We start from the raw sequence: 24,397 nt of genomic DNA, 5'->3' as shown, positions 1-24,397 counted from the left end.
GTAGCGACTATTAGCGCGCTCTACTAGAGCGCACTAGTACTGGCGACCCCCGCCGCCCCGAACTGGTCGACTCCGCCTCCGGAGGTGCCATTGCGACAGCACCACAGCGATCCCGCCGACGCGGTGGGCTTCGAGGTTGTGACCATGGGCCGGGTCGGGGTCGACATCTACCCGCACCAGGTCGGCGTCGGCCTGGAGGACGTCACGAGTTTCGGCAAGTACCTGGGCGGCAGCCCCACCAACGTGGCGGTGAGCGCCGCCCGGTTCGGGCTGCGCGCGGGTGTCATCACCGGCACCGGCGACGACCCGTTCGGCCGGTTCGTCCATGCGGCATTGCGTGGGTACGGAGTGGACGATCGGTTCGTGGTCACGGTTCCGGGCCTGCCGACGCCGGTGACGTTCTGCGAGATCTTCCCGCCCGACGACTTCCCGCTGTACTTCTACCGGTTTCCGAAGGCTCCGGACCTGGAACTGACCGAGACCGATGTGGACCTCGACGCGGTGCGCTCGACCCGGATCTTCTGGGCCACCGGCACCGGGTTGTGCGCCGAGCCGAGCCGTTCGGCGACGATGGCGGCGCTGGCGGCCCGCGACCGGCGCACGTTGACGGTGCTGGACCTGGACTACCGGCCGATGTTCTGGGAGTCGGCACAGGCGGCCAGCGAGCACGTGTCGGCCGCGCTCGACCACGTCACCGTGGCGGTCGGCAACCTGGACGAGGTCGAGATCGCCGTGGGCACCCGCGATCCCGGCGAGGCAGCCCAGCGGCTGCGGCGTCGGGGTGTGAGCCTGGCGGTCATCAAGCAAGGGCCCGAGGGTGTCTACGCCGTCGACGACTCCGGCGAGGTCACGGTCGCGGCGGCCCCGGTGGAGGTGGTCAACGGCCTCGGTGCCGGGGACGCCTTCGGCGGCGCGCTGTGCCACGGGCTGTTGCGCGGCTGGGATTTGGAACGCACCATCGCGTTCGCCAACGCCGCCGGGGCCATCGTCGCCGGTCGGCTGTCGTGTTCGGACGCCATGCCGACCGAATCCGAAGTGGAGTCCAAGCTGGCGGAGGTGGGTCATGGATCCTGACCGGTTGCGTCGGTTGACCCTGACCCGGTTGAGCGACCCGTGCGCGGTGCAGGTGGCCGCCGCCCGGCGCGAGCGCCCGGGTCCGCCCGACGGCGACCGGGTCCTGATCATCGCCGCCGACCATCCGGCGCGCGGCGTGGTGCGCACCGGCGGCCGGTCCATGACCGACCGCGCCGACCTGCTGGACCGGTTGTGCGTGGCGCTGTCCCGGCCCGGGGTCACCGGGGTGCTCGGCACCGCCGACATCCTGGAGGACCTGCTGTTGTTGGGGGCGCTGGACGGCAAGCTGGTCTTCGGTTCCATGAACCGGGGCGGGCTGGGCGGTTCGGTCTTCGAGGTCGACGACCGGTTCACCGGCTACGACGCGCGCTCCATCGTCGACATGGAGTTCGAGGGCGGCAAGATGCTGCTGCGCGTCGATCTCGACGACGACCGCACCGCGCCGACGCTGGAGGCCTGCGCCCGGGCCGTGACCGAGCTGGCCGGGCACGGCCGGATCGCGATGGTGGAGCCGTTCTTGGCCCGCCGGGTCCACGGGGCGCTGGTCAACGACCTGTCCGCCGAGGCCGTCACCGCCTCGATCGGCATCGCCTCGGGGCTGGGCGGCACCTCGGCGTACACGTGGCTGAAGCTGCCCGCCGTCGACGACATGGAGCGGGTCGCGGCGGCCACGACGCTGCCGATCCTGTTGCTGGGCGGCGATTCCGGCGGTGATCACGCCGACCGGCTGCGCAGGTGGGAGGCGGCGCTGCGGCCGCCGAACGTGTGCGGGCTGGTGGTGGGCCGTTCGCTGCTGTACCCGTCCGACGACGACGTCGCCGCGGCGACCGACCAGGCGGTGAGTCTACTGTGAATTACCATCTTCCGGCGTTCAGCACCTCCGCCGATCCATACGAGACCGTCATCACCCCGGACAGTGCCGGGTGGCATTACAGCGGACTGCTGGTGCTGACGCTCGAACCCGGCGACACCCACGAACTGTCCACCGGCGACAGTGAGACGCTGGTGCTGCCGCTCAACGGCGGCTGCGTCGTGGAGTGCGAGGGCCAGACCATCGCCGTGACCGGGCGGGCCAGCGTGTTCTCGCGGGTCAGTGACTTCGTCTACCTGCCAAGGGATGCCACCGCGACGATCTCCAGCGCCGCCGGGGGCCGGTTCGCGTTGCCGTCGGCGCGCTGCGAGCGACGGCTCAGCGTCCGCTACGGCGCCGCCGAGGACGTCCCGGTGGAGCTGCGCGGCGCCGGGCAGTGCAGCAGGCAGGTCAACAACTTCTGCACGCCGGACGTCTTCCCCGCCGACCGGCTGATCGCCTGCGAGGTGCTGACGCCGGGCGCGAACTGGTCGTCCTATCCGCCGCACAAGCACGACCGGGCCGGTGACGGCGAATGCGAGCTCGAGGAGATCTACTACTTCGAAGTGGACGGTTCCGGGATGGGTTACCAGCGCGTGTACGGCAGCGACCGTCCCATCGACGTGCTGGCCGAGGTGCGCGGCGGCGACGTCGTGCTCATCCCGCACGGCTGGCACGGCCCGGCGATGGCCACCCCCGGCTACGACCTGTACTACCTCAACGTGATGGCCGGACCGGGTGAACACCGGGCCTGGCTGATCAGCGACGACCCGGCGCACGGTTGGATCCGGGACACCTGGCGGGATCTCGACATCGACCCGCGACTGCCGTTGACGTCCACCGTGGAGAGGAGGCCGTGATGGGCACGATCCGGCTCACCACCGGCCAGGCGCTGGTGCGGTTCCTGGCGAACCAGTGGAGCGAACGCGACGGGCAGACGCACCGGCTGTTCGCCGGTTGCTTCGGGATCTTCGGCCACGGCAACGTCGCCGGGTTCGGGCAGGCGCTGTTGCAGGACGGCAAGGACCTGGAGCTGCCGTACTACCTGGCCCGCAACGAACAGGGCATGGTCCACAGTGCGGTCGCGTTCGCGCGGCTGCGGGACCGGATGTCCACCTTCGCGTGCACCGCCTCGATCGGCCCCGGCTCCACGAACATGGTGACCGGCGCGGCGCTGGCGACCATCAACCGGCTGCCGGTGTTGTTGCTGCCCAGCGACTACTTCGCCAACCGCTTCCCCGACCCGGTGCTGCAACAGCTGGAGGATCCGCACAGCCGCGACACCTCCGTCAACGACGCCTTCCGTCCGGTTTCGCGGTACTGGGACCGGATCCAGCGCCCCGAGCAGCTGATGTCGGCGGCGTTGACGGCGGCCCGGGTGCTGACCGACCCGGCCGAGACCGGCGCGGTCACGCTGTGCCTGCCGCAGGACGTGCAGGCCGAGGCGTACGACTGGCCGCAGGAGTTCTTCGTGCCCCGGGTGTGGCCGGTGGCGCGTCCGGTGCCGGAACCGGCGGCGCTGGCGCGGGCGGTGGAGTGCCTGACCGCGGCGCGGCGGCCGCTGATCGTGGCCGGTGGCGGCGTGAAGTACTCGCTGGCCACCGACGCGTTGCGCGCGTTCGCCGCCGCGACCGGGACACCCGTGGCCGAGACCCACGCGGGCAAGGGATCGGTGCCGTGGACCCAGCCCTCGGCGGTGGGCGGCATCGGCGCCACCGGTTCGGCCGCCGCCAACATGCTGGCCGCCGAGGCGGACGTGGTGCTGGGTGTCGGCACCCGCTACAGCGACTTCACCACCGCCTCCCACAGCCTGTTCGCCGATCCCCGGGTGCGGTTCGTCAACCTCAACGTGGCGGCCATGGACACGGTGAAACTCGGCGGGGTGTCCATCGTGGCCGACGCTCGCGCGGGACTGGAGGCGCTGTCCACGGCCGTCGGCACCTGGAAGGCCGATCCGGACTGGACGGACCGGGCGCGGCGGCTGGCGGGCGACTGGCGACGCGCCACCGACGCCGCCTACCACCTCGACCACGGCCCGCTGCCCGCGCAGACGGCGGTGCTGGGCGCCCTCAACGACGCCGTCGGACACCGCGACGTCGTCATCAACGCCGCCGGGAGCATGCCCGGTGACCTGCACAAGCTGTGGCGCGCATCCGATCCGAAGCAGTACCACGTCGAGTACGGGTACTCATGCATGGGCTACGAGATCGCCGCCGGGGTGGGCGCGAAACTGGCCGACCCGACCCGGGAGGTGTACGTCCTGGTCGGCGACGGCTCCTACCTGATGATGGCCTCCGAGCTGGTGACCGCGGTGTCGGAACGGCTGAAACTCATCGTGGTGCTGGTCGACAACGGCGGCTTCGCCTCCATCGGCGGACTGTCGCAATCGGTCGGTTCGCAGCGGTTCGGCACCAGCTACCGGCACCGCGACGCCGCCACCGGCGAACTGGACGGCGATCCACTGCCGGTCGACCTGGGCGCCAACGCCGCCAGCCTCGGCGCCACCCTGATCCGCGCCGACTCGATCGGCGAGTTCGCGCTGGCGTTGTCCCGCGCGAAGCACAACGACGGGGTCACGGTCGTGCACATCCGCACCGACCCGCTGGCGCCCTCGGCGCCGTCCACCGCCTGGTGGGACGTGCCGGTCGCCGAGGTCGCCGAACTGGACACCACTCGAAAGGCCCGCACCGAGTACGAGGCCGCCGTCAAGCGGCAACGCCATTACCTGTGAGACAGGAGATCCATGACCACCATCCAGCACTGGATCGACGGGACCGCCACGGCGGCGGACTCGACCCGCACCGCGCCGGTGTGGAATCCGGCGACCGGGCGGCAGCAGGCCGAGGTGCTGCTCGCCGAGGCCGACGCCGTCGACCGGGCGGTGGCGGCGGCCCGACGGGCCTTCGAAACCTGGGGCGAGGTCTCGCTGTCGGCGCGCTCGAAGGTCATGTTCGCGTTGCGGCAGCTGCTGGAACGCCACGAGGACGAGCTGGCCCGGATCATCTGCGCCGAACACGGCAAGGCCATCGACGACGCGCGCGGTGAGATCGTCCGGGGCCGGGAGGTCGTCGAGTTCGCCTGCGGCATAGCCGAAGTGCTGAAGGGTTCGTTCTCCAACGAGGTGTCCAGCGGCGTCGACCTGCACTCGTTCCGGCAGCCACTGGGGGTGTGCGCGGGCATCACCCCGTTCAACTTCCCGATCATGGTTCCGATGTGGATGCACCCGGTCGCCATCGCCACCGGCAACACCTTCGTCCTCAAACCCAGCGAGCGCGACCCGTCGGCGTCCAACTTCGTCGCCCAGCTGTACGCCGACGCCGGGCTGCCCGACGGCGTGTTCAATGTGGTGCACGGCGACAAGACCGCCGTGGACGCGATTCTGGACCACCCCGACGTCGCGGCGGTGTCGTTCGTCGGTTCCACCCCGATCGCCCGCTACGTGCACGAACGGGCCCAGTCGGCCGGGAAACGGGTGCAGGCGCTGGGCGGCGCCAAGAACCACGCGGTCGTGATGCCCGACGCCGATCTCGGCTTCGCCGCCGACCAGCTGACCGCCGCGGCCTTCGGTTCGGCCGGTCAGCGCTGCATGGCGGTGTCGGTGGCCGTGACCGTCGGCGACGCCGCCGACGCGCTGGTGCCGGTGTTGCGGGACAAGGCTTCCGGCCTGAACGTCGGCCCCGGTTCCGAGCCGGGTGTCGACATGGGACCGGTGGTGACCTCGCAGGCCCGCGACCGGATCGCCGGATACGTCGCCTCGGGTGTCAAGCAGGGTGCCGAGCCGGTGCTGGACGGCCGCGAGTTCCGCCGCGACGGGGACGGCTTCTTCATCGGGCCGACGGTCCTGGACCGGGTGACCTCCGATATGGACGTCTACCGGGACGAGGTGTTCGGGCCGGTCCTGTCGGTGGTGCGCGCCGAGACGGTGGAGGCGGCGATCGACCTGATCAACGCCAACCCGTACGGCAACGGCACCGCGATCTTCACGTCGGACGGTGCCGTGGCGCGCCGTTTCGAACGCGAGGTGCGGGTCGGGATGGTGGGTGTCAACGTGCCGATCCCGGTCCCGATGTCCTACTACTCCTTTGGCGGCTGGAAGGACTCGCTGTTCGGCGAGACCCACATCCACGGCCCCGAGGGCGTGCGGTTCTACACCCGGCTGAAGGTGGTGACCTCCCGCTGGCCGAGCCAGCCGCGCCAGGTCGCCTCCCGGCTGCACTTCCCCACCGCGAGTTGACAAGGAGAGTGACAATGGCAGCGACACTGCGACTCGGTTCGGCCCCCGACTCCTGGGGCGTGTGGTTCCCCGACGACGAACGGCAGCTGCCGTGGCAGCGGTTCCTCGACGAACTCGCCGGTGCCGGTTACGAGTGGCTGGAACTGGGCCCGTACGGCTACCTGCCCACCGACGCGGCGCGACTGTCCGACGAGGTCGCCTCCCGGGGTCTGAGGGTCAGCGGTGGCACCGTCTTCGGTGCGCTGCACCGGGAGTCCGAATGGGACTCGATGCTGGCCACCACCCGCAAGGTCGCGGCCCTGACCGCCGCGCTTGGCGCCAAACACCTGGTGTACATCCCGCCGCTGTACCGCGACGAGAAGACCGGCGGCTTCCTGGAGTCACCACAGTGGACGTCCTACGACTGGGCCACCACGATGCGGGCCGCCAACCGGCTGGGCCGGATCCTGCTCGACGAGTACGGGGTGCGGCTGTGCCTGCATCCGCACGCCGACACCCACATCCAGACCCAGCCGCAGATCGAGCGGTTCCTGGACGGCACCGACCCCGAGGCGGTGTCGCTGTGCCTGGACACCGGGCACGTCGCCTACGGCGGCGGTGACAACCTCGACCTGATCCGCCGGTTCTCCGAACGCATCGGCTACGTCCACATCAAACAGATGGACCCCGAGATCCTGGCCGCCGTCGCCGCCGAGGACCTGTCCTTCGGCGAGGCCGTCAAACGCGGCGTCTGCGTCGAACCACCCGCCGGGGTGCCCAACCCGGCCACCATCGTGGAGGAACTGTCCGGTCTGGACGCCGAACTGTTCGTCATCGTCGAACAGGACCTCTACCCCTGCGAACCCGAGGTGCCGCTGCCCATCGCGGTCCGCACCCGCGACTACCTGCGCGGCTGCGGACTCGGCGCCAGTCACCAGAAAACCTGAAAGGCCCCCGCCATGAAAACCCCGCTGCGATCCGGACTCATACTGGCCATTGTGGCCACCAGCGCGCTGGCGCTGTCCGCCTGCTCCTCCTCGGGCGGCAAACAGGACGAAGGCAAGGGCGCCGACACGCCCCGCCAAACCATCGCCCTGATCACGCACTCCGCCAAGGGTGACACGTTCTGGGACATCGTCCGCGAGGGCGCCGAGGCCGCCGCCGCCAAGGACAACATCGAGCTGAAGTACTACTCCGACCCCGAGGGGGCCGGGCAGGCCAAGCTGATCCGCAACGCGGTGGACCAGAAGGTCGACGGCATCGCGGTCACCCTCGCCAAGCCCGACGCCGTCGCCTCGGCGGTGGAGAAGGCCACCGACGCGGGCATTCCGGTGGTGGGCCTCAACTCCGGCATCGACCACTGGCAGGACCTCGGCGTGCTGGAGTACTTCGGCAACGACGAGACCATCGCCGGGACCGCGTTCGGCGAACAGCTCAACGAGGTCGGCGCCAAGAAGACGCTGTGCGTCATCCACGAGTCGGGCCAGGTCGCGCAGGAGGCCCGCTGCAAGGCGCTGAAGGAGGAGTTCAAGGGCAAGACCGAGATCCAGTACGTCGACGGCGGCAACATGCCGGACGTGAAGTCCTCGCTGACGTCCAAGCTCCAGTCCGACAAGAAGATCGACTTCGTCTCCACACTGGCCGCGCCGATCGCGACCACCGCCGTGGAGGCCGTCGCCGACGCCGACAGCAAGGCCAAGGTCGCGACCTTCGACACCAACAAGGAACTGGTCAAGGCCATCAAGAACGGCGACATCCAGTGGGCCATCGACCAGCAGCCGTACCTCCAGGGCTACCTGGCCGTGGACGGCCTGTGGCTGTACAACACCAACGGCAACACCTCCGGCGGCGGCAGCCAACCGGTGCTGACCGGCCCGGCCATCGTCGACAAGAGCAATGTGGACGACATCTCCAAGTGGGCCGAGAACGGAACCCGGTGACGCGTCGATGAGCCAGACCACGTCCGTCGCGGCCGAGATCGACCCGGTCGCGTCCCAGGTGAGCCGCCGCCCGGCGCTGCTGCGACTGCTCACCCGGCCCGAGTTCGGTTCCCTGGTGGGTGCCATCGCGGTGTTCGCGGTGTTCTACGCGCTGGCGCCGACGTTCCGCAACGCCTCGTCCTGGTCGACGATCCTGTACGAGACCTCGACGATCGGGATCATGGCGGTGGCCGTCGCGCTGTTGATGATCGGCGGCGAGTTCGACCTGTCGGCCGGGGTCGGCGTGATCGCCACCGCCCTGTTCGGGGCGATCTTCACCTACCAGCTGTCGGTGAACGTGTGGGTCGGCGTGTTCGCGTCGCTGGCGTTCGGGCTGGCCGTCGGTTTCGTCAACGGCTGGCTGCTGGTGCGCACCAAACTGCCCAGCTTCCTGGTGACACTGTCGACGTTCCTGATGTTGCAGGGACTCAACGTCGCGCTCACCAAGCTCATCACCGGCAGCACCGCCTCGGACCGTATCTCCGACATGGACGGTTTCGCCGCCGCCGAGGCGGTGTTCGCCAGCGAGTTCAGCCTCTTCGGCGTCGACATCCAGATCACCGTGTTGTGGTGGCTGCTGTTCGTGGGCCTGGCCACCTGGGTGCTGCTGCGCACCCGGGTCGGCAACTGGATCTACGCGTCCGGAGGGGACGCCGACAGCGCCCGCGCCGTCGGTGTCCCCGTCAACCGGGTCAAGATCGGACTGTTCATGGTGATGGGTGCCGCCGCGTGGTTCAGCGGCATGCACCTGCTGTTCGAGTACAACACCGTGCAGTCCGGTGAGGGAATCGGCAACGAGCTGCTGTACATCATGGCCGCGGTGATCGGCGGCTGTCTGCTGACCGGTGGCTACGGCACCGCCGTCGGCGCCGCGATCGGCGCGCTGATCTACGGCATGACCAAACAGGGCATCGTCTACGCGGGCTGGGACGACAACTGGCTGATGTTCTTCGTCGGCGCGATGCTGCTCTTGGCCACGGTGATCAACGCCTGGGTCCGGCGGCAGGCGGGCAGGAGGTGAACCCGATGGCGGACAACGACAAGACCACGCCGGTGATCCGGCTCGACAGAGTCGGCAAGACCTTCGGCAACATCACCGCGCTGCGAGACGTGAGCCTGACGGCCGACGCCGGACAGGTCACCTGCATCCTCGGCGACAACGGCGCCGGAAAGTCCACACTCATCAAGATCATCGCCGGGCTGTACCCGCACGACAGCGGCGAGTACTTCGTGGACGGTGTCGCGACCCGGCTGTCGTCGCCACGGCAGGCGCTCGACCACGGCATCGCCACCGTCTACCAGGACCTGGCCCTGGTGCCGCTGATGCCGGTGTGGCGCAACTTCTTCCTCGGTTCGGAACTGCGCACCGGCGTGTGGCCGTTGCGCAGACTGGACGTGGCCCGGATGCGCGACATCGCCGACACCCAGCTGCGGGAACTGGGCATCGCGCTGCCCGACATCGACCAGCCGGTCGGCAGCCTGTCGGGCGGGCAGCGGCAAGTGGTGGCGATCGCGCGCGCCAAGTACCTGGGCGCCCGGGTGCTGATCCTGGACGAGCCGACGGCCGCGCTGGGCGTCAAACAGTCCGGTGTGGTCCTCAAGTACGTCGCGGCGGCCCGCGAGGCGGGACTGGGCGTCATCTTCATCACCCACAACCCGCACCACGCGTTCATGGTCGGCGACCACTTCGTGGTGCTCAACCTCGGCGAGGTCGAACTGGACGCCGACCGCGACGGCCTGACCCTGGACGACCTCACCCACCACATGTCCGGCGGGGCCGAACTCGACGCGCTGCGCCACGAACTGGAAACGCAGCAGGACAAGGGTTAGGAGCCAGAGGCAATGACTGTCAACATCGGAGTGATCGGGACCGGCAGCATCGGTTCCGACCACATCAGACGCATCGGCGAGAAGTGCCGCGGCGGCCGGGTGGTCGCCGTCAGCGACCTGGACCAGGAGCGGGCCGCGGCGATCGCGGCCCGGGTGGACGCCAAGGCGTTTCCCAGTGGCGCCGAGCTCATCGCCAACGCGGAGGTGGACGCGGTACTGGTCGCCTCGCTGGCACCGACCCACGCCGAGTACGTACTCGGCTGCCTGGCGGCCGGAAAGCCGGTGTTCAGCGAGAAACCGCTGGCCACCACGGCGGCCGACTGCGAGCGCGTCGTGGCCGCCGAGCAGGCGGCGGGCCGTCGGCTGGTGCAGGTGGGTTTCATGCGGCGGTTCGACAGCGACTACCGGCAGCTGAAGGCGGCGCTGGACGGTGGCGAGATCGGCGACCCGTTGATGATCCACTGTGTGCATCGCAATCCGTTCGCCGTCGAGTCGTACCACTCCGAGATGGCCACGACCGACACCGCCATCCACGAGATCGACGCGATCCGCTGGCTGCTCGACGAGGAGCTCACCTCGGTCCAGGTCCTCACCCCGCGTAAGACATCCCGGCGGCACGCACACCTCCAGGACCCGCAGATCATGCTCTACGCCTCCGACAGCGGTGTGCGCGCCGACGTCGAGGTGTTCGTCAACTGCCAGTACGGCTACGACATCCAGTGCGAAGCCGTGGGCGAGACCGGGACCGCGCGACTGCCGGACCCGGCCCGGCTGTCGGTCCGCTCGCAGGCCCGCGAGACGCGCGCCGTCCCGCAGACCTGGCAGGAGCGCTTCACCACGGCGTTCGACGTCGAGATCCAGGAATGGATCGATGCCGTGGCCGAGGACCGCACCTCGGGGCCGAGCGCCTGGGACGGTTACGCGGCGGCGGTCATCGCCGACGCGACCGTCAAGGCGCTCCACAGTGGCGGTATCGAGTCGATCCCGATGCCGGCGCGGCCCGGCTTCTACGACTGAGACCGGCCGGCTAGTCGCCGGACTCGGCTTCGCCGAAGACCCAGCCCTGGGCGCCGTGGTGTTCGCACGCGGCCGATCCGGCCGCCACGGCCGCCTCCAGCGCGGCGGTCTTGTCGGCACCGGACGCGAGCGCGGCGGCGAAGGTGCCGGTGAACGCGTCTCCGGCGCCGGTGGTGTCGACGTGTTCGACGGACGGCGAGGGCACGTGGACGTCGTCCCAGCGGGCGCCGTCGGCACCGAGCGTCACCACTGTGGACACACCGGTGTCGCCGAGCTCGGACTGTTCCAGTTCGTTGACCACGAGGATGTCGATGTCGGCCAGCAGCTCGGGGTCGACGGGCTTGAACGGGGACGGGTTGAGCACCACGGTGGTGTCGGACTGTTTGGCCAGCCGGGCCGCGTGGGCGGTCACCTCGTCGGGCAACTCGAACTGCAGCAACAACACCCGGGCGTCGGCGATCTGCGACCGCCACCGGTCGACGTCCGAAGTGGTCACGGCGGCATTGGCTCCCGGTGCCACGATGATGGTGTTCTCCCCCGCCTCGTTCACGGCGATGAGCGCGTGCCCCGAGGGGGTCGCGTCGGTCACCACGACCGCCAGGCAGTCGACGCCGCGTTCGCCGAGCCCGGCGAGGTACTCGGATCCGGCCGAGTCGTCGCCGATGCGTCCCATCAGCATGGTCTCGGCTCCGGCGCGGGCGGCGGCCAGTGCCTGGTTGGCGCCCTTGCCGCCCGGGGCGCGGGACAGGTCGCTCGCCGAGACCGTCTCGCCGGGCCTGGGCAGGTTCGCGACTCGCGCGGCCACGTCGATGTTGAGGGAACCGACAACGCAGACGTCAGTCATCGGCGGCCACCGTCTCCACGAACAGCCGCCGGTACCGGGCGCCGTCGACGGCCACGCCCACGTCCACCTGCCCGACGCCCACGTCGCCGGACAGCGGGACGCTGTTGGGGTTGCCGCGCACGTCCACCAGCGTCAGTCCCCGGGTCGGGCCCTCGCCCAGCGCCACGTGCACCGGCAGCGAGCGGGTCGTCAGGCCCTGCGGGTCGGCCACCGCGCACACCGCCCCGGCGTCGCCGACGCAGGCCGCCTCCGGTTCGGTGATCCGGCTCTCGTGCCGCCAGGTCCCCGTTCGGCCCTCCAGCAGCCGCGCCGCGAGGCTCGCGCCGGGCTTCGACGACTCCAGCAGTCGCTTCACCCCGGCCGCGTCCACCGTCACCTGGTAGAACACGTCGAGTCCGTACATTGTCAGCGGCACACCGGAACTCAGCACGATCGCGGCCGCCTCCGGGTCCTGCCAGATGTTGAACTCGGCCGCCGCGGTGGTGTTGCCCGCCCCCACCGAGCCGCCCATGACCATGACGTTGCCCAGGGCGGCGGCCGTCTCGGGATACATGCGCAGCAGCAGGGCCACATTGGTCAGCGGCGCCAGCGCTATCAGCGTCACCTCGCCGGGCGAGTCCATGATGGTGCGCCGCAGCAGTTCGACGGCGTGGACGCTGTCGGCCGACCGCTTGGCGTCGGGGACGTCGATACCGCCCAGACCGTTGTCGCCGTGCACGGCCCGGGCCCCGTTGAAGGGACGCAGCAGCGGCCGGTCGGCGCCGCGCGCCACCGGGATGTCCGGGTGTCCGGCGGCGTCCAACACCGCCAGACTGTTGCGGGTCGCCTGGTCGACGTCCACGTTCCCGGCCACACAGGTCACCGCCCGCACCCGCAGCGCGGGGTGGGCGGTGGCGAACAGCAGCGCCAACGCGTCGTCGACGCCGGTGTCCACATCAAGGACGACATCGATAGCCATACGGCCCACAATATGCGGAACGCCCGGCCGACGCCGCGAGGTCCGGCTCGGTCACTTCAGCGACTGCGCGACGCGGTCCATCGCGTCCCAGGAGTCCTGGAGTCCTTCCTCCATACCGGACGCGAGCACGGCGTCGCGGACTTCCTTGCTGTGGCACTCCATCAGCAGTTCGATCTTGCCCCGGCCGTCGGTCTCGGTGAAGGTCACGAAGTTGTCGGCGGGTTTGGTGCCCTCGGGCGCCTGCTCGTAGATCTCGGTGTTGACGATGCGCTCGTTCGGGACGATCTCCAGGTACTCGCCGTTGAAGCCGACCTCGCCGTGCTCGGAGGCGATGACGTACCGCCAGGTGCCGCCGACCCGCAGGTCGACCTCGGCGACGGTGACCTCACCGCGCCCGCCGCTCCACCAGCACTTGATGAGCTCGGGCGTAGTCCACGCCTTGAACACCAGATGCTTGGGGGCGTTGAACTCCCGCGTCATCAGGATCTGGGTGTCGCTGGGAGTGGTGACCTTCGCGGTCCTATTCTCGATCCTCATTGCCCTCTTCCTCCGTCTTGAGTTCCTCCAGCACCCCGTCCAGCAGATCGAAGCGCCGGTTCCAGGTCTGTTCGAAGCCCTTCACCCAGTCGTGAACGGCTTTCAGCGGACGTCCGTCCATTGAATACACGCGTCGCCTGCCCTCCTCCCGTACGGAGACCAGGCCGACCTCCCGCAGCACGCGCAGGTGTTTGGACACCAACGGCTGCACCAGGCCGAGCGCGTCGACGAGTTCGGTCACGGTGCGTTCGCCTTCGGCCAGGATCGCCAGGATCTCGCGCCTTCGGGGTTCCGCGACCGCGTTGAACGCGTCCGTAGTCGTCGCCGCTCTAGCCATGCCTCAAATCATATACCCATATCGGTATATGTCAACGGTCCCGCTATTCGCACTTGCCCTTCAGCCAGGCCACCATTTCCTTGGGCCAGTCGGTGGCCATCCGGTTGGGTCCCTTGTCCAGGGCGGCCTGCCAGGAGGCGAAGTTGCCGTCGGCCGCCGGTGGCGGCTCCTCCCAGCCCACCGTGTCCGGCCACACGGGCCCGGTCTCGGCGGTGGGGAACGCCTTCTCCAGTCCGGCGGCCTTGAACCGGGCCTGCATCTCGGGACGGAGGTTCGCGTCGTGGGTGTAGATCATGATCTCCTGGCGGTCGATGCGTTCCCTGATCGGATCGATGACCTCTTTCCAGGCCCCGTCCCGGACGCCCGCGTCGGAATGCAGCAGCGACTGCGCGGCCGAGGGCTTGATCTCCAGCAGCGGCACCATCTTCTTCTCGTACAGGGAATCCAGGTAGCCGCGCAGCGTGTAGACCGTCTCGCCCTTGAACGGACCGACCTCGATGGTGCGGCCCGACATCTTGTCGGGCCCGGTGTTCCACCAGATGTCGTTGACGTTGCGGTGCGAGCCGGTCAGCCAGTAGGTGCTGCCGTTGTGCCACATGACCGCCTTGTGGCCGTCCTTGGTGAGCTGGATGTCGGCCTCGACGCCGACCGAACCCATGTCCTTGTACGCCTGCAGCGCCATCGGATTGTTGGGCTGGCGCACCTGGTCCCGCTTCCAGCCGTCCGGGTTGACCTCCGGGTAACCGCCGTGCGTGAAGACCTGCGGGCACTTGGGGAGGTTCCGGTCCTCGGCCTGGGCGGGCAGCGTCATCGCCGTCATCGCGCCGACGCCGGCCAGGATCGTGACGGCGGACAGGAGCCAGCGGGTGCGTCGGGTACGCATGGGTCGACCTCTCGGGAGCGGGATCAGCTGTATCGATACTGGTCGAGGCGTACATATTCCGTCCATACACAAAAGACAAGGGGTTCGCGCGATGCCCCACGCGCGAACCCCTTGTAACCCCCTTATCACCCTTCTCCTCTTGGCTAAGGGCTGCTTATTTGGTGACGGCCGCCTCGCCGGTGGCGGTGGTGGCGCACCACAGGTCCTTGAAGCCGACGCCCTTGGTGTCACCGGCGTTGGCGTCGTCGTTGAAGGTGTACATCGGCCAGTCGTTGTAGGTGACCTGCTTGGTGCCGTCCTCACGCTCGATGGTGCCGATCAGGGACTTGTCGACGCCGTCGCCGTAGGTCGGGTCGTCCTCGACGGTCAGCGGAGTCCACTTGTTCAGGCAGTCCTTGTAGCAGGCGGAGGCGTTGTCGAGCTTCTCGTCCTTGAAGAACATGTACAGCGTCATGCCCTCGGAGTTGACCAGGATCGGGCCGTATTCGTCGTTGTCGACCAGCTGCAGGTCGTAGCTCTTCTTCTCTTCCCCGTCGTCGTAGCCGTCGTCGCCACCGGAGTCCTTGGCCTTGTCGACGATGTTGCCCTCGGCGTCCACGACGTACCAGACGTCCTTGACGCCCTGGCCGTTCACGTCGCCCTCGGCCTTGTCCTTGGCGAAGTAGTACAGCGGCATGCCGTTGTAGGTGACCTGCTGCGAACCGTCCTCGCGTTCGCTGGTGCCCAACAGATCCGCGTCGGCGCCGTCACCGGCCTTGGCGTCCCCGTCCACCGTCAACGGCGGCCACATCTTCTCGCACTTGTCGTAACAGGCGGACTTGCCGTCCTTGTCCTTCTTGAACATGTAGAGGGTTTTGCCCTCCGAGTCCAGCAGGACGTCGCCCAGGCTGGTCTCGCCGACCTTGACCTCGGTGGCCGAGTCGGCGGCCTCCTTGCCGGTGCTCTCGTTGGCACCGGCGGAATTGCACGCGGCCAGCGCCGGAATCGCCAGTGCCGCGATGACCGCGGGCAGGGCCAGACGCCTCAGCAGTGAGTTGCTCATTGTCTCTCCGTTCGGGTTGTTGCGTTGCTGGGCCCAATGTTGGTTCGCGGCAACGCTTTTGACGTCTGCCCCGCGGATACACTTCCCGGCTGCGTCGTGCGGGGTGCTCTTCGGCCCGGGTACTCCCCGGGGAGTACGCGCGGGTATCAACCTCCGAGCCGATGCCGAAACACCAGGTCCTCGGTTAGCGTCGGTGAGTATGGAACTCTCTCGACCCCCGCGACAGCCGCTTGTGGACGCGGTTGTCGTCGCCGTTGCCGCGGCGCTGGTTGTCGTGGACGGCGCGCTGGCGGCCTCGGACGCCGGACGGGTCGAGCCCGCGGGAGCCGCGCTGCTGGCCTCGGCGCTGTCCCTCGCGCTGTGGCGGCGTTTCCCCCGGCTGGTGCTGATCGGGGCGCTGGCCGCCGTGGCCGTCTACAGCCAGTTCAACACCATGTCGATGCTGGGCAGCGTCCCGTTGCTGGCGGCGGTGTTCAACAGCATGCGGCTGGGACACCGGTGGTTCTCCGTCACCCTCGTCGCCCCCGTCATCGTCGTCCTGACGACCATCAACCTCATCGAGGAACCCGACCGGCCGCTGCGCTCGCTGCCGGAGGCGTCGGGCATCCCGCTGGGCTGGGTGGTGGCGGCCGGGGTGCTCGGTGAGGTGTTCCGGCAGTACCGCGCCTACGTCGACCAGGCCGAACAGCGCGCCATCGAGGCCGAACGCGGCCGCGAGGAGATGGCGCTGCGCCGCGCGGGCGAGGAACGGCTGCGCATCGCCCGGGAACTACACGACTCGCTGACCCACGCGATCTCGGTCATCAAGATGCAGTCCAGCGTCGCGGTCCACCTGGCAGCCAAACAGGGACAGCGCCCCTCCGAAGCACTCACCGCGATCCAGCAGGCCAGCATCGAGGCCAACCGGGAACTGCGCTCCACCCTGAAGGTGCTGCGCGACGACCAGCCGCCGGAGCCCGGACTGCACCGGCTCAGCGAACTGGTGGAACAGATCCGGCTGGCGGGAGTACGCGCGACGGTAACCGTCGAGGGCGAACGCGGCGCCGTACCCACCGAAGTGGACTGGACCGCGTTCCGCATCGTCCAGGAGTCACTGACCAATGTGGCCCGGCACGCCGGGGCCGAGACCGCCCAGGTCCTGCTGCGCTACTCGCCCGGCGCCCTGGAGGTCAACGTCACCGACGACGGCCGCGCCGACCCGTCCATGCCCCCGGTGCCCGGCGTCGGGCTGACCGGCATGAACGAACGCGTCGCGGGCATCGGCGGCCGACTGCGGGCCGGTCCCAAACCCGGCGGCGGCTTCGCGGTCTCCGCCGTCCTGCCACTGGGGACGGTGCGATGATCCGGGTGCTGCTGGCCGACGACCAGGTCCTGATGCGCGGCGGCTTCCGAGCCCTTTTGGACGCCGAGGACGACATCAGCGTCGTGGCGGAGGCGGCCAACGGCGAGGAGGCGGTTTCGCTTGCGGCCGAACACGTCCCGGACGTGGCGCTCATCGACATCCAGATGCCGGGGACCGGTGGCATCGAGGCGGCTCGCCGCATCGCGGCCCGACCGGAGCTGGCGTCGGTGCGGGTGGTCATGCTGACCAACTACGGCTTCGACGAGTACGTGTACAACGCGCTGCGCGCCGGGGCGTCGGGGTTCCTGGTCAAGGACATCGAACCGGCGGAGCTGCTGCACGCGGTGCGGCAGGCGGCTCGCGGGGATGCTCCACTGTCGCCGGACGTGGCCCGGAGGTTGATGCGGGACTTCGCTTCCCGGCCGCTGTCACCGAATCCGGTGGACGACGAGCGGCTGACGAATCGGGAGCGGGAGGTCGTGGTGCTGGCGGCACAGGGGCTGAACAACGAGGAGATCGCGGAGCGGTTGGTGATCAGCCCGACGACGGCGAAGACGCATATCAGCCGGGCGATGATCAAGCTGGCCTGCCGGGATCGGACGCAGCTGGTGGTCTACGCGTATGAGTCGGGGTTGATCACTCCCAAGCAGGCGTCGTGAGCGTGCCTAGGTCTTGCTCGGATATTCGATGTCGTGCCCGGACAGCCGTGTGAGCGCGTCCAAAAACGACTGCCGTGAACCAGTCAGGCTATCGAGTTTGCAGAGGATCACACGGGGGGATTCCGGTTTCCACACCGATCTGTCGCTCGCCAGATTGGAGAACCGCTCAGCGTCGTGTTTGGACGCGCTCGGAATGGTCAGGTACACGAAGACCCGGCTGACCGTCACTTTCGAGACTTCGGCCCACTGAAACGAGGCCTGTTCTCCAGCGGACGCGACCCGGATCCAGGTCGCGTCGAGACTCAGTGTCCGCCGCAGCCTCCGCCATGACTTGATCGCGATGACCAACAGGATGATCGAGCCAATCGCCAGAAGTCCACCCAGGATGATGAAGACGACGTTCCCTCCGGGTTCCTGCTCCGGTGAGCCTTCTACAGCGCCAATGCTGCCACCGAGGAGGCACCCGAATCCCACAACCAGCCCCAAAATGCAGCCCCAAGTCAAGCTGACGGCATTACTCCGGCCCTCGGCCCCTTCAGGATCCATGGTGAATACTGACGGCGATGGCGTCATCATCTCCGCCCGCCCAGCCGAAGTAGGCGGTCCCGTCGCAGCGATCGGCGTCGACTGGCCGGAAACCGGCGGCTCGGCCGCGCGCGGCTCAGCCTGTGGCTCAACCCGCTCGACAACCGGACGCGGCTCGCCGCCCCGCAGACTCCCCTCCGCCACCACCAGCTCCGGCTGGTCCAGCAGCACCGGCGCCAAGCCCGTGGCCTGGTGCAACACGGTCGCCACCAACGGAACCCGGCTGGCACCCCCCCACCAGGAACAGCCCCTTGACGCGCTGTTCGTCCACCCCGGACTGCTCGATGACGCGAGTCGTCAAGTCAGCGGTGCGCATCAGCAGCGGCCGAGCCGCCGCGTCGAACTGCTCCCGCGTCACCGGCACCGTCCGGTCCACGATCGGCACGTGCACGTTCACACTGGAGCGCCGCGACAGCGATTCCTTGGCGTGCCGCGCTTCCAGCCACAGCGCCCGACGGTGCCGCAGCTCCCCTTCCGACGCGGAGCGGCGCACCTCGGACTCGACTCCGGCGATGACGTCGACCACGACCTTGTCCAGGTCCAGCCCGCCCGCGTCGTCCAGCCCGCCGTCGGCCACGACGGTGAACCCAGCCTCGTCGCGCCGCACCACCGCCACATCGCAGGTCCCCGCGCCGAGGTCGTACACCACGACGCACTCGCCCACCGCGACCGCCGCGTCCGGTTGCTCCGCGATGAAGGTCGCCGCCGCCACCGGTTCGGGAACGAACTCGGCCGCCGACAGTCCCGCCAGCTCGGCCGCCTCTCGCAACACGCCCAGCCGCACCTTGCCCCACGCGGCCGGGTAGGTGAGAGTCACCGCGTCCGGGGCTCGCCCCGCCGCTCGCTCAGCTTCCTGTGCGACCGCGCGCAGTGTGGCCGCGACCAGTCGGCTCACCGGGTACTCGTCCTCACCCAGCAGCACCGCGCCGTCGGTGAAGCGGCGCTTGGGGTTCGGCTCGGCTCGTGCCGGTTCGGCGCGGGCGGCGCGTTGGGCGTCGGCTCCGACGAGCAGGCGTTCACCCCCGTCGGCGTGCACCGCCGAGGGCAGCAGCGGCGAGCCGTCGAACAGCAGTGGCCGGGTGCGGCCGTCGGGCAACGACAACACCGCCACCGTATGGGAACTGCCGTAGTCGACACCCAGCCGCGTACCGCTCATGTGCGGAGTATGTCCTACCGCTCGAATTGGCTCTGCTTCGACAAGCTTTGACTAACTCTTCTTCAAGGTAAACAACTGCAACCGATCGTCACCGCATTCGACGGTGCTGATCGCCATGCCCTTCTTGGCCTTCTCCTCCAACGGCCCCAGGCACATGCCCGTCTTGGCGACCGCGATGCCGTACTGCTTGTCGCCCTTGTCAGACAGCTCGAAGGTCTGCAGGTCCTTGTTGTCCTTCTTGCCGCAGTCCTGACCCGCGAACAGGTAGCCCATCTCGTCGGCGGGCTTGTCGGCCGTCAGGCACGCGTTCCAGTTGTCCTTCGTGTAGGCCAGCCCGACGGTGTACTGGCGGTCCTTGACCGGCTTCCAGGTCATCACCTTCGGGTAGGTCTTGCCGCACTTGCCGAGGACGATGACCTGTCGCTCCTCGTTGTTGGGTTCGGGGCCGGTGGTCAGGCACAGTCCGGTGGCGACGTGCACGACCTCGTATTCGCCGACCTTCGGGTAGGAGCCCGAATCGGGATCGTCGGTTTTGTCCGCTTCGGAGGTTTCGTCACCGCTGGTGGTCTTGGAACCGTCGTTCGCGTCGTCCGCGGGTGGATTCCCGGCGCTGCTGGATCGCGCGACGGCGATCACGACGCCGACCGCGATCACGACCGCCATGAGCCCGACCACGATGCCCACTACCAGGCCCTTCGAGGACTTGGACTTGGGCGGAGTCCACTGTATCCTCGGCGGCAGGTTGTTTCCGTCGTTGTTCCACTGACTTTGCATGCGTCAAATTAGAACAGGGGACCAATTGGCGCGCAAGACATCCAGCCGCAATGCTTACAGCACTGTAGGTAATATCGCGGCCACCCGGCACAAACACGGCACTAAACCGGTAGTTCCCGGAAATCGGCAGTCAATAAGGTGGGGAAATGCCGCCCGAAACCGAGAAGACCGGCACCTGCGGACGCCTGCTGCGTGCCCATCGGCTCCAGGCTGGCCTATCGCAGGAGCGGCTGGCCCAGAAGGCCGCGCTCAGCCCCCGCACGATCCGGCAGATCGAGTCGGGCCGTTCCCAGCCCCGGGCCAGCACGCTGAAGCTGCTGGCCGAGGCCCTCGGCCTGTCCGAAGCGGACTGGACGGCGCTGCTGGAGACAGCGCTGCCCGATAGCCAGCCCTCGACCCCCGTCGTCGACGAGACGCCCGACGCGGCGCCCGCCGACGTCCCCCGGCAGCTTCCGGCCGCGCCTCGTCGGTTCACCGGCCGCGCGCTGGAGCTGACCGAGCTCGACGCCGCCGTCGGCGAAGAACCACTGTGGATCATCACCGGTGCCGGTGGCATCGGCAAGACCTGGCTGGCGCTGCGCTGGGCGCACGACAACGCCGGGCAGTTCCCCGACGGCCAGCTGTACCTCAACCTGCGCGGCTTCGACCCCGACGCGAGCCCGGTTCCCACCGCGGAGGCGCTGCGGCAGCTGCTGTACGCGCTCGACGTCGACCCGTCGGTCATGCCGCGCGACACCCAAAGCCGCGCCGGGCTGTACCGCAGCCTGCTGGCCGACCGCCGGATCCTGGTGGTGCTCGACAACGCCCGCGACGAGGAGCAGGTCACCGACCTGCTGCCCGGCACCCCGTCCTGCGCCACGCTCATCACCAGTCGCGAGGACCTCATGGGCCTGACCGCCACCCAGGGGGCCCGGCAGGTGCGGCTGAGCGTCTTCGACGACACCGAAGCCTTGCGCGCCTTGACGAACCAGCTCGGCGAGCAACGCGTCAAGGCCGAACCGGACGCCGTCGCCGACCTGGTCCGCCACTGCGGCGGCATGCCGTTGGCGCTGGGCATCGTGGCCGCCCGCGCCGCCGCCCACCCCCGGTTCCCGCTGTCGGTGCTGGCCGCCGAACTCCAGGACGAGGCCGACCGTCTGGACGCCTTGGACACCGGCGACCTGTGGGCCAACCTGCGTTCGGTGTTCGCCGGTTCGGTGCGGCAGTTGCCGCCGCGCGCCGAACAGTCCTTCGCGCTGTTGGGCCTGGCGCCCAACGGAGGGATCTCCGCGCACGCGGCGGCGAGCCTGATCGGCGGCAAGCTCCCCGAGACCCGGGGCATCATGCGGGAACTGGAAGCGTCCAGTCTGGCCGAACAGTACACACCCGGCCGGTACCGCACCCACGACCTGATCCACCTGTACGCGGCCGAACAGTCCATGAGCGAGCTGAGCGCGACCGAACGGATCGCCGCCCAGCGCCGCCTCGTCGACCACTATGTACACACCGCCGAGATCGCCGACTCGGCGCTGCTGTCCTTCCGGGAGCGCCACGATCTGGGCACCCCGGCCCCGGGCTGTCTCACCACGCCCGTCCCCGACCGCGCCGCGGCCCTGTGGTGGTTCGACCTCGAACTGCCCAACGTCCTGGCCGCCCAGCGCACCGCGTACCAGCACGGCTGGCACGACAAGGTGTGGGAACTGGCGTGGCTGTTGAAAGCCGCGATCAACTGGTACGGCTGGTTCGACGAGGAGATCGAGATCTGGACGGCCGCCGCCGAATCCGCCGTCCACCTCGACAAGGCCCGGGCCCGCACCCAGAGCCACCTGTATCTCGGCCAGGCGCTGCTGTACCGCAAACGCTTCGACGAGGCGCGGGAGCAGCTGAAACAGGCCCTCGTCTCCGCCGAGGCCGACGCCGACCAGCCCAACGTGATCGGCGCGCACTACATCACCGCGCAGACGTACCAGCTCCAGGACGACCCGGCCGCGGCGCTTCCCCACGCGCTCAACGCCTTCCAGGCCGCGAGCCACCCGGACAGCACCGACTTCATGCGCGGCCAGGCCCTCAACCTGCTCGGCTGGAACCGCGCCCTGTCCGGTGACTTCGACCTCGCCCGCGGCGAATGCGAGCAGGCCCTGGAACTGTTGAGCGGCAACGACTACGCCGAACCGCTCGCCGAGGCTCAGCACAACCTCGGCTACATCGCCCAGCGGCAGCACCGCCACCCGCAGGCCCTCGAGCACTACCGCCGGGCGCTGGAGCTGTACCGGGAGTCCAGCGGCGGGCGGCGCACCGAGGAGGCCAAGATCCACGACCAGCTGGGTGACGTCCACGCGGCCATGGGCGACGACGCCGACGCGCTGCGCCATTGGCGGCAGTCCCGGGACCGGTTCCAGGCGCTCAATCGCGAGTCCGAGGCCGAGGTCGTCGCCGCGAAGATCGTCGCCGAGGAGAAGGCGCGCACCGATGTCGTATTAGCGACTTGTCCCAAACAGGACGGGTCCGGCACCCTTCCGTCCCCATACGATGTTGGTTTGTGGCAATCAGTTTCGCTCAACTCCGTGGCCTGGACACCAGCGGTCTGACCGGCGCCGCGGACGCGGCCGTCGTGGTCGGCAAGGATCTGGAGACCCGCGCCGACGAGATCACCGACTCGGCCAAGCAGGGCACCGGTTCCGACTTCTGGGACGGGGCCGACGCCACCGAGCAGAACGCGCTGCTGAACACGTTCCCGCCGCCGCTGTTGGCCGCCGGAGGCGTCTTCAAAGCCGCGGCGACCACACTGGACTCCCTGGTCACCGAACTGGAGGGCGCCAAGGCCGACATCGAACGCGCCATCACGTCGTACCCGGAACTGACCGTCGAACACGACGGCCGGGTCACCTGGCCGCCGTCCGGTGACGCCGCCCGCGAACAGGACCTGAAAGCCAAGGCGCAGACCCTGTTCGGCCTGTTGCAGGCGGCCGTCGCCCGCGCCAGCGGCGCCGACGACCAGGCCTCGTCCCAGCTGGCGGGAAACAACCCCGGCTCCGGCCCCGTCCAGGTGAAACTCCCCGACGGCTCGGTCTACCTGGCCACCGGCGACGACGCCAACGACATCGACATCACCGAGGACGAGGACGGCAACCTCATCGCCACCGTCGACGGCAAGGAGTTCAAGTACAAACCGGACACCCCGCTGATCGTCAACAGCGGCGGCGGAAACGACAAGGTGTCCATTGACGACAAGGTCGGCAGCGGCATCACCGTCAGCGCGGGCAGCGGCGACGACACCGTCGACGGCGGTGGCAAGGCCGACGTGATCGACGGTGGCTCCGGCAACGACGTCCTCAAGGGCCACGACGGCGACGACATCATCCACGGCGGCAGCGGCCACGACTACATCGACGGCCAGGACGGCAACGACAGGCTGCACGGCGGCGCGGGCAACGACCACGTCTACGGCCTGGACGGCGACGACACCATCCACGGCGGCGACGGCGACGACAGTCTCGAAGGCGGCCAGAACAACGACACCATCGACGGTGGCACCGGCAAGGACGTCGTGTCCGGTGGCTACGGCGACGACACCCTGCGCGGCGGCGCCCAGAACGACAAGATCTACGCCGGAGCCGGAAAGGACACGATCGACGGCGGCGACGGCACCGACGAGACCTTCGCGCAGAAGGAGGACACGGTCTCACCGTCCACAGAGAAGTTCACCGAGACGAAGATCGTCGACTCCGGCTTCATCAAGATCGAAGGCAGCGAGGAGTTCCAGGACCGCATGCGCGCCGACCTCGACATGCTCGGCTCCTCCCCCGACGGCGGCAAGTTCCTGGAATCGTTGCACGCCAAGATCGACGAGGGCCGCCACGACTGGCTGCCCGGCGAGGAGGAGATCGTCTTCAAGGAGATGGACGGCCGCAGCAACGCCAGCCAGGGCCCGTTCCCCGCCAGCGACTCCGTCATCGAGTTCGACCCCGACGACTTCACCCACGGCGGCAGCGGCTACGAGTCGACCAGCATCGTCAAACACGAACTCGCCCACACCTGGGACCAGATCCACGACAAGATGCAGGGCGGCTTCTACGAAAGCGACACCGACCCCGACACCGAGAACGGCCTCGCCGTCCCCAACGCCGAACGCCAGGCCACCGGCCTGAACTACGACTACACCGGCGACGGCGTGCCCGACGACGTCCGCTCCCCCGACAACCCGCACCCCTACGAGTTCACCCAGAACAGCTTCAACGAGGAGACCGGCCGCGACCCGCTCGACCACTACTCCTCCGGCGAACAACCCACCCGCCGCCCCAACTGGTGGGAACGGTTCCAGCACCGCTGACCCATCGT

Annotated in this window: 23 protein-coding genes; 14 read left to right on the top strand and 9 right to left on the bottom strand. The window is 69.0% G+C overall.

All coding sequences use genetic code 11. The annotated features are described in order from the left end of the window. The first annotated feature begins 90 nt into the window (after positions 1–90). Genes iolC through SNAS_RS03220 form a run of 10 tightly spaced genes read left to right on the top strand, consistent with a single transcriptional unit; the run spans position 91 to position 10,963 of the window. Positions 91–1,074 (top strand): 5-dehydro-2-deoxygluconokinase, encoded by a 984-nt coding sequence (gene iolC / locus SNAS_RS03265; RefSeq protein ID WP_013015946.1) that lies wholly within the window; start codon positions 91–93, stop codon positions 1,072–1,074. After that, positions 1,064–1,927, top strand: a complete 864-nt coding sequence (locus SNAS_RS03260; RefSeq protein ID WP_013015945.1) for a Cgl0159 family (beta/alpha)8-fold protein — start codon at positions 1,064–1,066, stop codon at positions 1,925–1,927. The genes iolC and SNAS_RS03260 overlap by 11 nt, the downstream gene beginning before the upstream one ends. Continuing rightward, the gene (iolB, locus tag SNAS_RS03255; protein ID WP_013015944.1) at positions 1,924–2,784 is read left to right on the top strand and encodes a 5-deoxy-glucuronate isomerase; all 861 of its coding nucleotides are present in this window, start codon (positions 1,924–1,926) and stop codon (positions 2,782–2,784) included. The genes SNAS_RS03260 and iolB overlap by 4 nt, the downstream gene beginning before the upstream one ends. Then, on the top strand, positions 2,784–4,655 hold the full coding sequence (gene iolD / locus SNAS_RS03250; RefSeq protein WP_013015943.1) for a 3D-(3,5/4)-trihydroxycyclohexane-1,2-dione acylhydrolase (decyclizing): 1,872 nt from the start codon (positions 2,784–2,786) through the stop codon (positions 4,653–4,655). Before iolB ends, iolD begins: the two co-directional genes overlap by 1 nt. A 12-nt stretch (positions 4,656–4,667) precedes the next feature. Next, complete coding sequence (locus SNAS_RS03245; RefSeq protein WP_013015942.1) at positions 4,668–6,158, top strand: CoA-acylating methylmalonate-semialdehyde dehydrogenase; 1,491 nt, start codon at positions 4,668–4,670, stop codon at positions 6,156–6,158. Positions 6,159–6,172: 14 nt separating this feature from the next. Beyond that, positions 6,173–7,084: a TIM barrel protein gene (locus tag SNAS_RS03240; protein WP_013015941.1), complete on the top strand. Its 912-nt coding sequence runs from the start codon at positions 6,173–6,175 to the stop codon at positions 7,082–7,084. A 12-nt stretch (positions 7,085–7,096) separates the two neighbouring features. Beyond that, positions 7,097–8,077 (top strand): substrate-binding domain-containing protein, encoded by a 981-nt coding sequence (locus SNAS_RS03235; protein ID WP_013015940.1) that lies wholly within the window; start codon positions 7,097–7,099, stop codon positions 8,075–8,077. A 7-nt stretch (positions 8,078–8,084) separates the two neighbouring features. Then, complete coding sequence (locus tag SNAS_RS03230) at positions 8,085–9,137, top strand: ABC transporter permease (RefSeq protein ID WP_013015939.1); 1,053 nt, start codon at positions 8,085–8,087, stop codon at positions 9,135–9,137. Between the two features lie 5 nt (positions 9,138–9,142). Continuing rightward, positions 9,143–9,946 carry an ATP-binding cassette domain-containing protein gene (locus tag SNAS_RS03225; protein WP_013015938.1) on the top strand — a complete coding sequence of 268 codons (804 nt, stop codon included), beginning with the start codon at positions 9,143–9,145 and terminating at the stop codon, positions 9,944–9,946. A 12-nt stretch (positions 9,947–9,958) separates the two neighbouring features. Then, positions 9,959–10,963 (top strand): Gfo/Idh/MocA family protein, encoded by a 1,005-nt coding sequence (locus SNAS_RS03220; RefSeq protein ID WP_013015937.1) that lies wholly within the window; start codon positions 9,959–9,961, stop codon positions 10,961–10,963. A gap of 10 nt (positions 10,964–10,973) precedes the next feature. On the opposite strand, the gene SNAS_RS03215 is transcribed toward SNAS_RS03220, so the two are convergent. From SNAS_RS03215 to SNAS_RS03190, 6 genes are all read right to left on the bottom strand, one after another. Beyond that, the gene (locus SNAS_RS03215) at positions 10,974–11,807 is read right to left on the bottom strand and encodes a ribokinase (protein WP_013015936.1); all 834 of its coding nucleotides are present in this window, start codon (positions 11,805–11,807) and stop codon (positions 10,974–10,976) included. Further along, positions 11,800–12,765 (bottom strand): nucleoside hydrolase, encoded by a 966-nt coding sequence (locus SNAS_RS03210; RefSeq protein WP_013015935.1) that lies wholly within the window; start codon positions 12,763–12,765, stop codon positions 11,800–11,802. Before SNAS_RS03210 ends, SNAS_RS03215 begins: the two co-directional genes overlap by 8 nt. A gap of 51 nt (positions 12,766–12,816) precedes the next feature. Then, on the bottom strand, positions 12,817–13,302 hold the full coding sequence (locus tag SNAS_RS03205) for an SRPBCC family protein (RefSeq protein WP_013015934.1): 486 nt from the start codon (positions 13,300–13,302) through the stop codon (positions 12,817–12,819). Continuing rightward, positions 13,286–13,639, bottom strand: a complete 354-nt coding sequence (locus SNAS_RS03200; protein WP_013015933.1) for an ArsR/SmtB family transcription factor — start codon at positions 13,637–13,639, stop codon at positions 13,286–13,288. Before SNAS_RS03200 ends, SNAS_RS03205 begins: the two co-directional genes overlap by 17 nt. 43 nt (positions 13,640–13,682) lie before the next feature. Next, positions 13,683–14,522: a hypothetical protein gene (locus SNAS_RS03195; protein WP_013015932.1), complete on the bottom strand. Its 840-nt coding sequence runs from the start codon at positions 14,520–14,522 to the stop codon at positions 13,683–13,685. Positions 14,523–14,676: 154 nt separating this feature from the next. After that, positions 14,677–15,564 carry a hypothetical protein gene (locus SNAS_RS03190; protein ID WP_013015931.1) on the bottom strand — a complete coding sequence of 296 codons (888 nt, stop codon included), beginning with the start codon at positions 15,562–15,564 and terminating at the stop codon, positions 14,677–14,679. A 199-nt stretch (positions 15,565–15,763) separates the two neighbouring features. On the opposite strand from SNAS_RS03190, the gene SNAS_RS03185 reads away from it, so the two are divergent. Both SNAS_RS03185 and SNAS_RS03180 read left to right on the top strand, forming a co-directional pair. After that, the gene (locus SNAS_RS03185; RefSeq protein WP_013015930.1) at positions 15,764–16,906 is read left to right on the top strand and encodes a sensor histidine kinase; all 1,143 of its coding nucleotides are present in this window, start codon (positions 15,764–15,766) and stop codon (positions 16,904–16,906) included. Beyond that, a complete protein-coding gene (locus SNAS_RS03180; RefSeq protein ID WP_013015929.1) occupies positions 16,903–17,565 on the top strand; it encodes a response regulator in 663 nt (220 codons plus the stop codon). Before SNAS_RS03185 ends, SNAS_RS03180 begins: the two co-directional genes overlap by 4 nt. Positions 17,566–17,571: 6 nt before the next feature. Here the strand turns inward: SNAS_RS03180 and SNAS_RS32295 are convergent, their stop codons facing one another. The 3 genes from SNAS_RS32295 to SNAS_RS03170 are packed head-to-tail and all read right to left on the bottom strand — an operon-like array spanning position 17,572 to position 20,080. Further along, positions 17,572–18,330 (bottom strand): hypothetical protein, encoded by a 759-nt coding sequence (locus tag SNAS_RS32295; protein ID WP_144300385.1) that lies wholly within the window; start codon positions 18,328–18,330, stop codon positions 17,572–17,574. Beyond that, positions 18,239–19,306 carry an Hsp70 family protein gene (locus SNAS_RS03175; RefSeq protein ID WP_013015927.1) on the bottom strand — a complete coding sequence of 356 codons (1,068 nt, stop codon included), beginning with the start codon at positions 19,304–19,306 and terminating at the stop codon, positions 18,239–18,241. The genes SNAS_RS32295 and SNAS_RS03175 overlap by 92 nt, the downstream gene beginning before the upstream one ends. Before the next feature lie 51 nt (positions 19,307–19,357). Beyond that, on the bottom strand, positions 19,358–20,080 hold the full coding sequence (locus SNAS_RS03170) for a hypothetical protein (protein ID WP_013015926.1): 723 nt from the start codon (positions 20,078–20,080) through the stop codon (positions 19,358–19,360). A gap of 146 nt (positions 20,081–20,226) precedes the next feature. On the opposite strand from SNAS_RS03170, the gene SNAS_RS03165 reads away from it, so the two are divergent. Both SNAS_RS03165 and SNAS_RS32290 read left to right on the top strand, forming a co-directional pair. Then, positions 20,227–22,647 carry an ATP-binding protein gene (locus SNAS_RS03165; protein WP_013015925.1) on the top strand — a complete coding sequence of 807 codons (2,421 nt, stop codon included), beginning with the start codon at positions 20,227–20,229 and terminating at the stop codon, positions 22,645–22,647. Continuing rightward, complete coding sequence (locus SNAS_RS32290) at positions 22,599–24,389, top strand: M91 family zinc metallopeptidase (RefSeq protein WP_052304883.1); 1,791 nt, start codon at positions 22,599–22,601, stop codon at positions 24,387–24,389. Before SNAS_RS03165 ends, SNAS_RS32290 begins: the two co-directional genes overlap by 49 nt. Positions 24,390–24,397 lie beyond the last annotated feature (8 nt).

Source organism: Stackebrandtia nassauensis DSM 44728 (genome assembly GCF_000024545.1).
In the GTDB taxonomy this organism is placed as follows: domain Bacteria; phylum Actinomycetota; class Actinomycetes; order Mycobacteriales; family Micromonosporaceae; genus Stackebrandtia; species Stackebrandtia nassauensis.
This window is presented reverse-complemented; position numbering and strand designations above follow the sequence as displayed.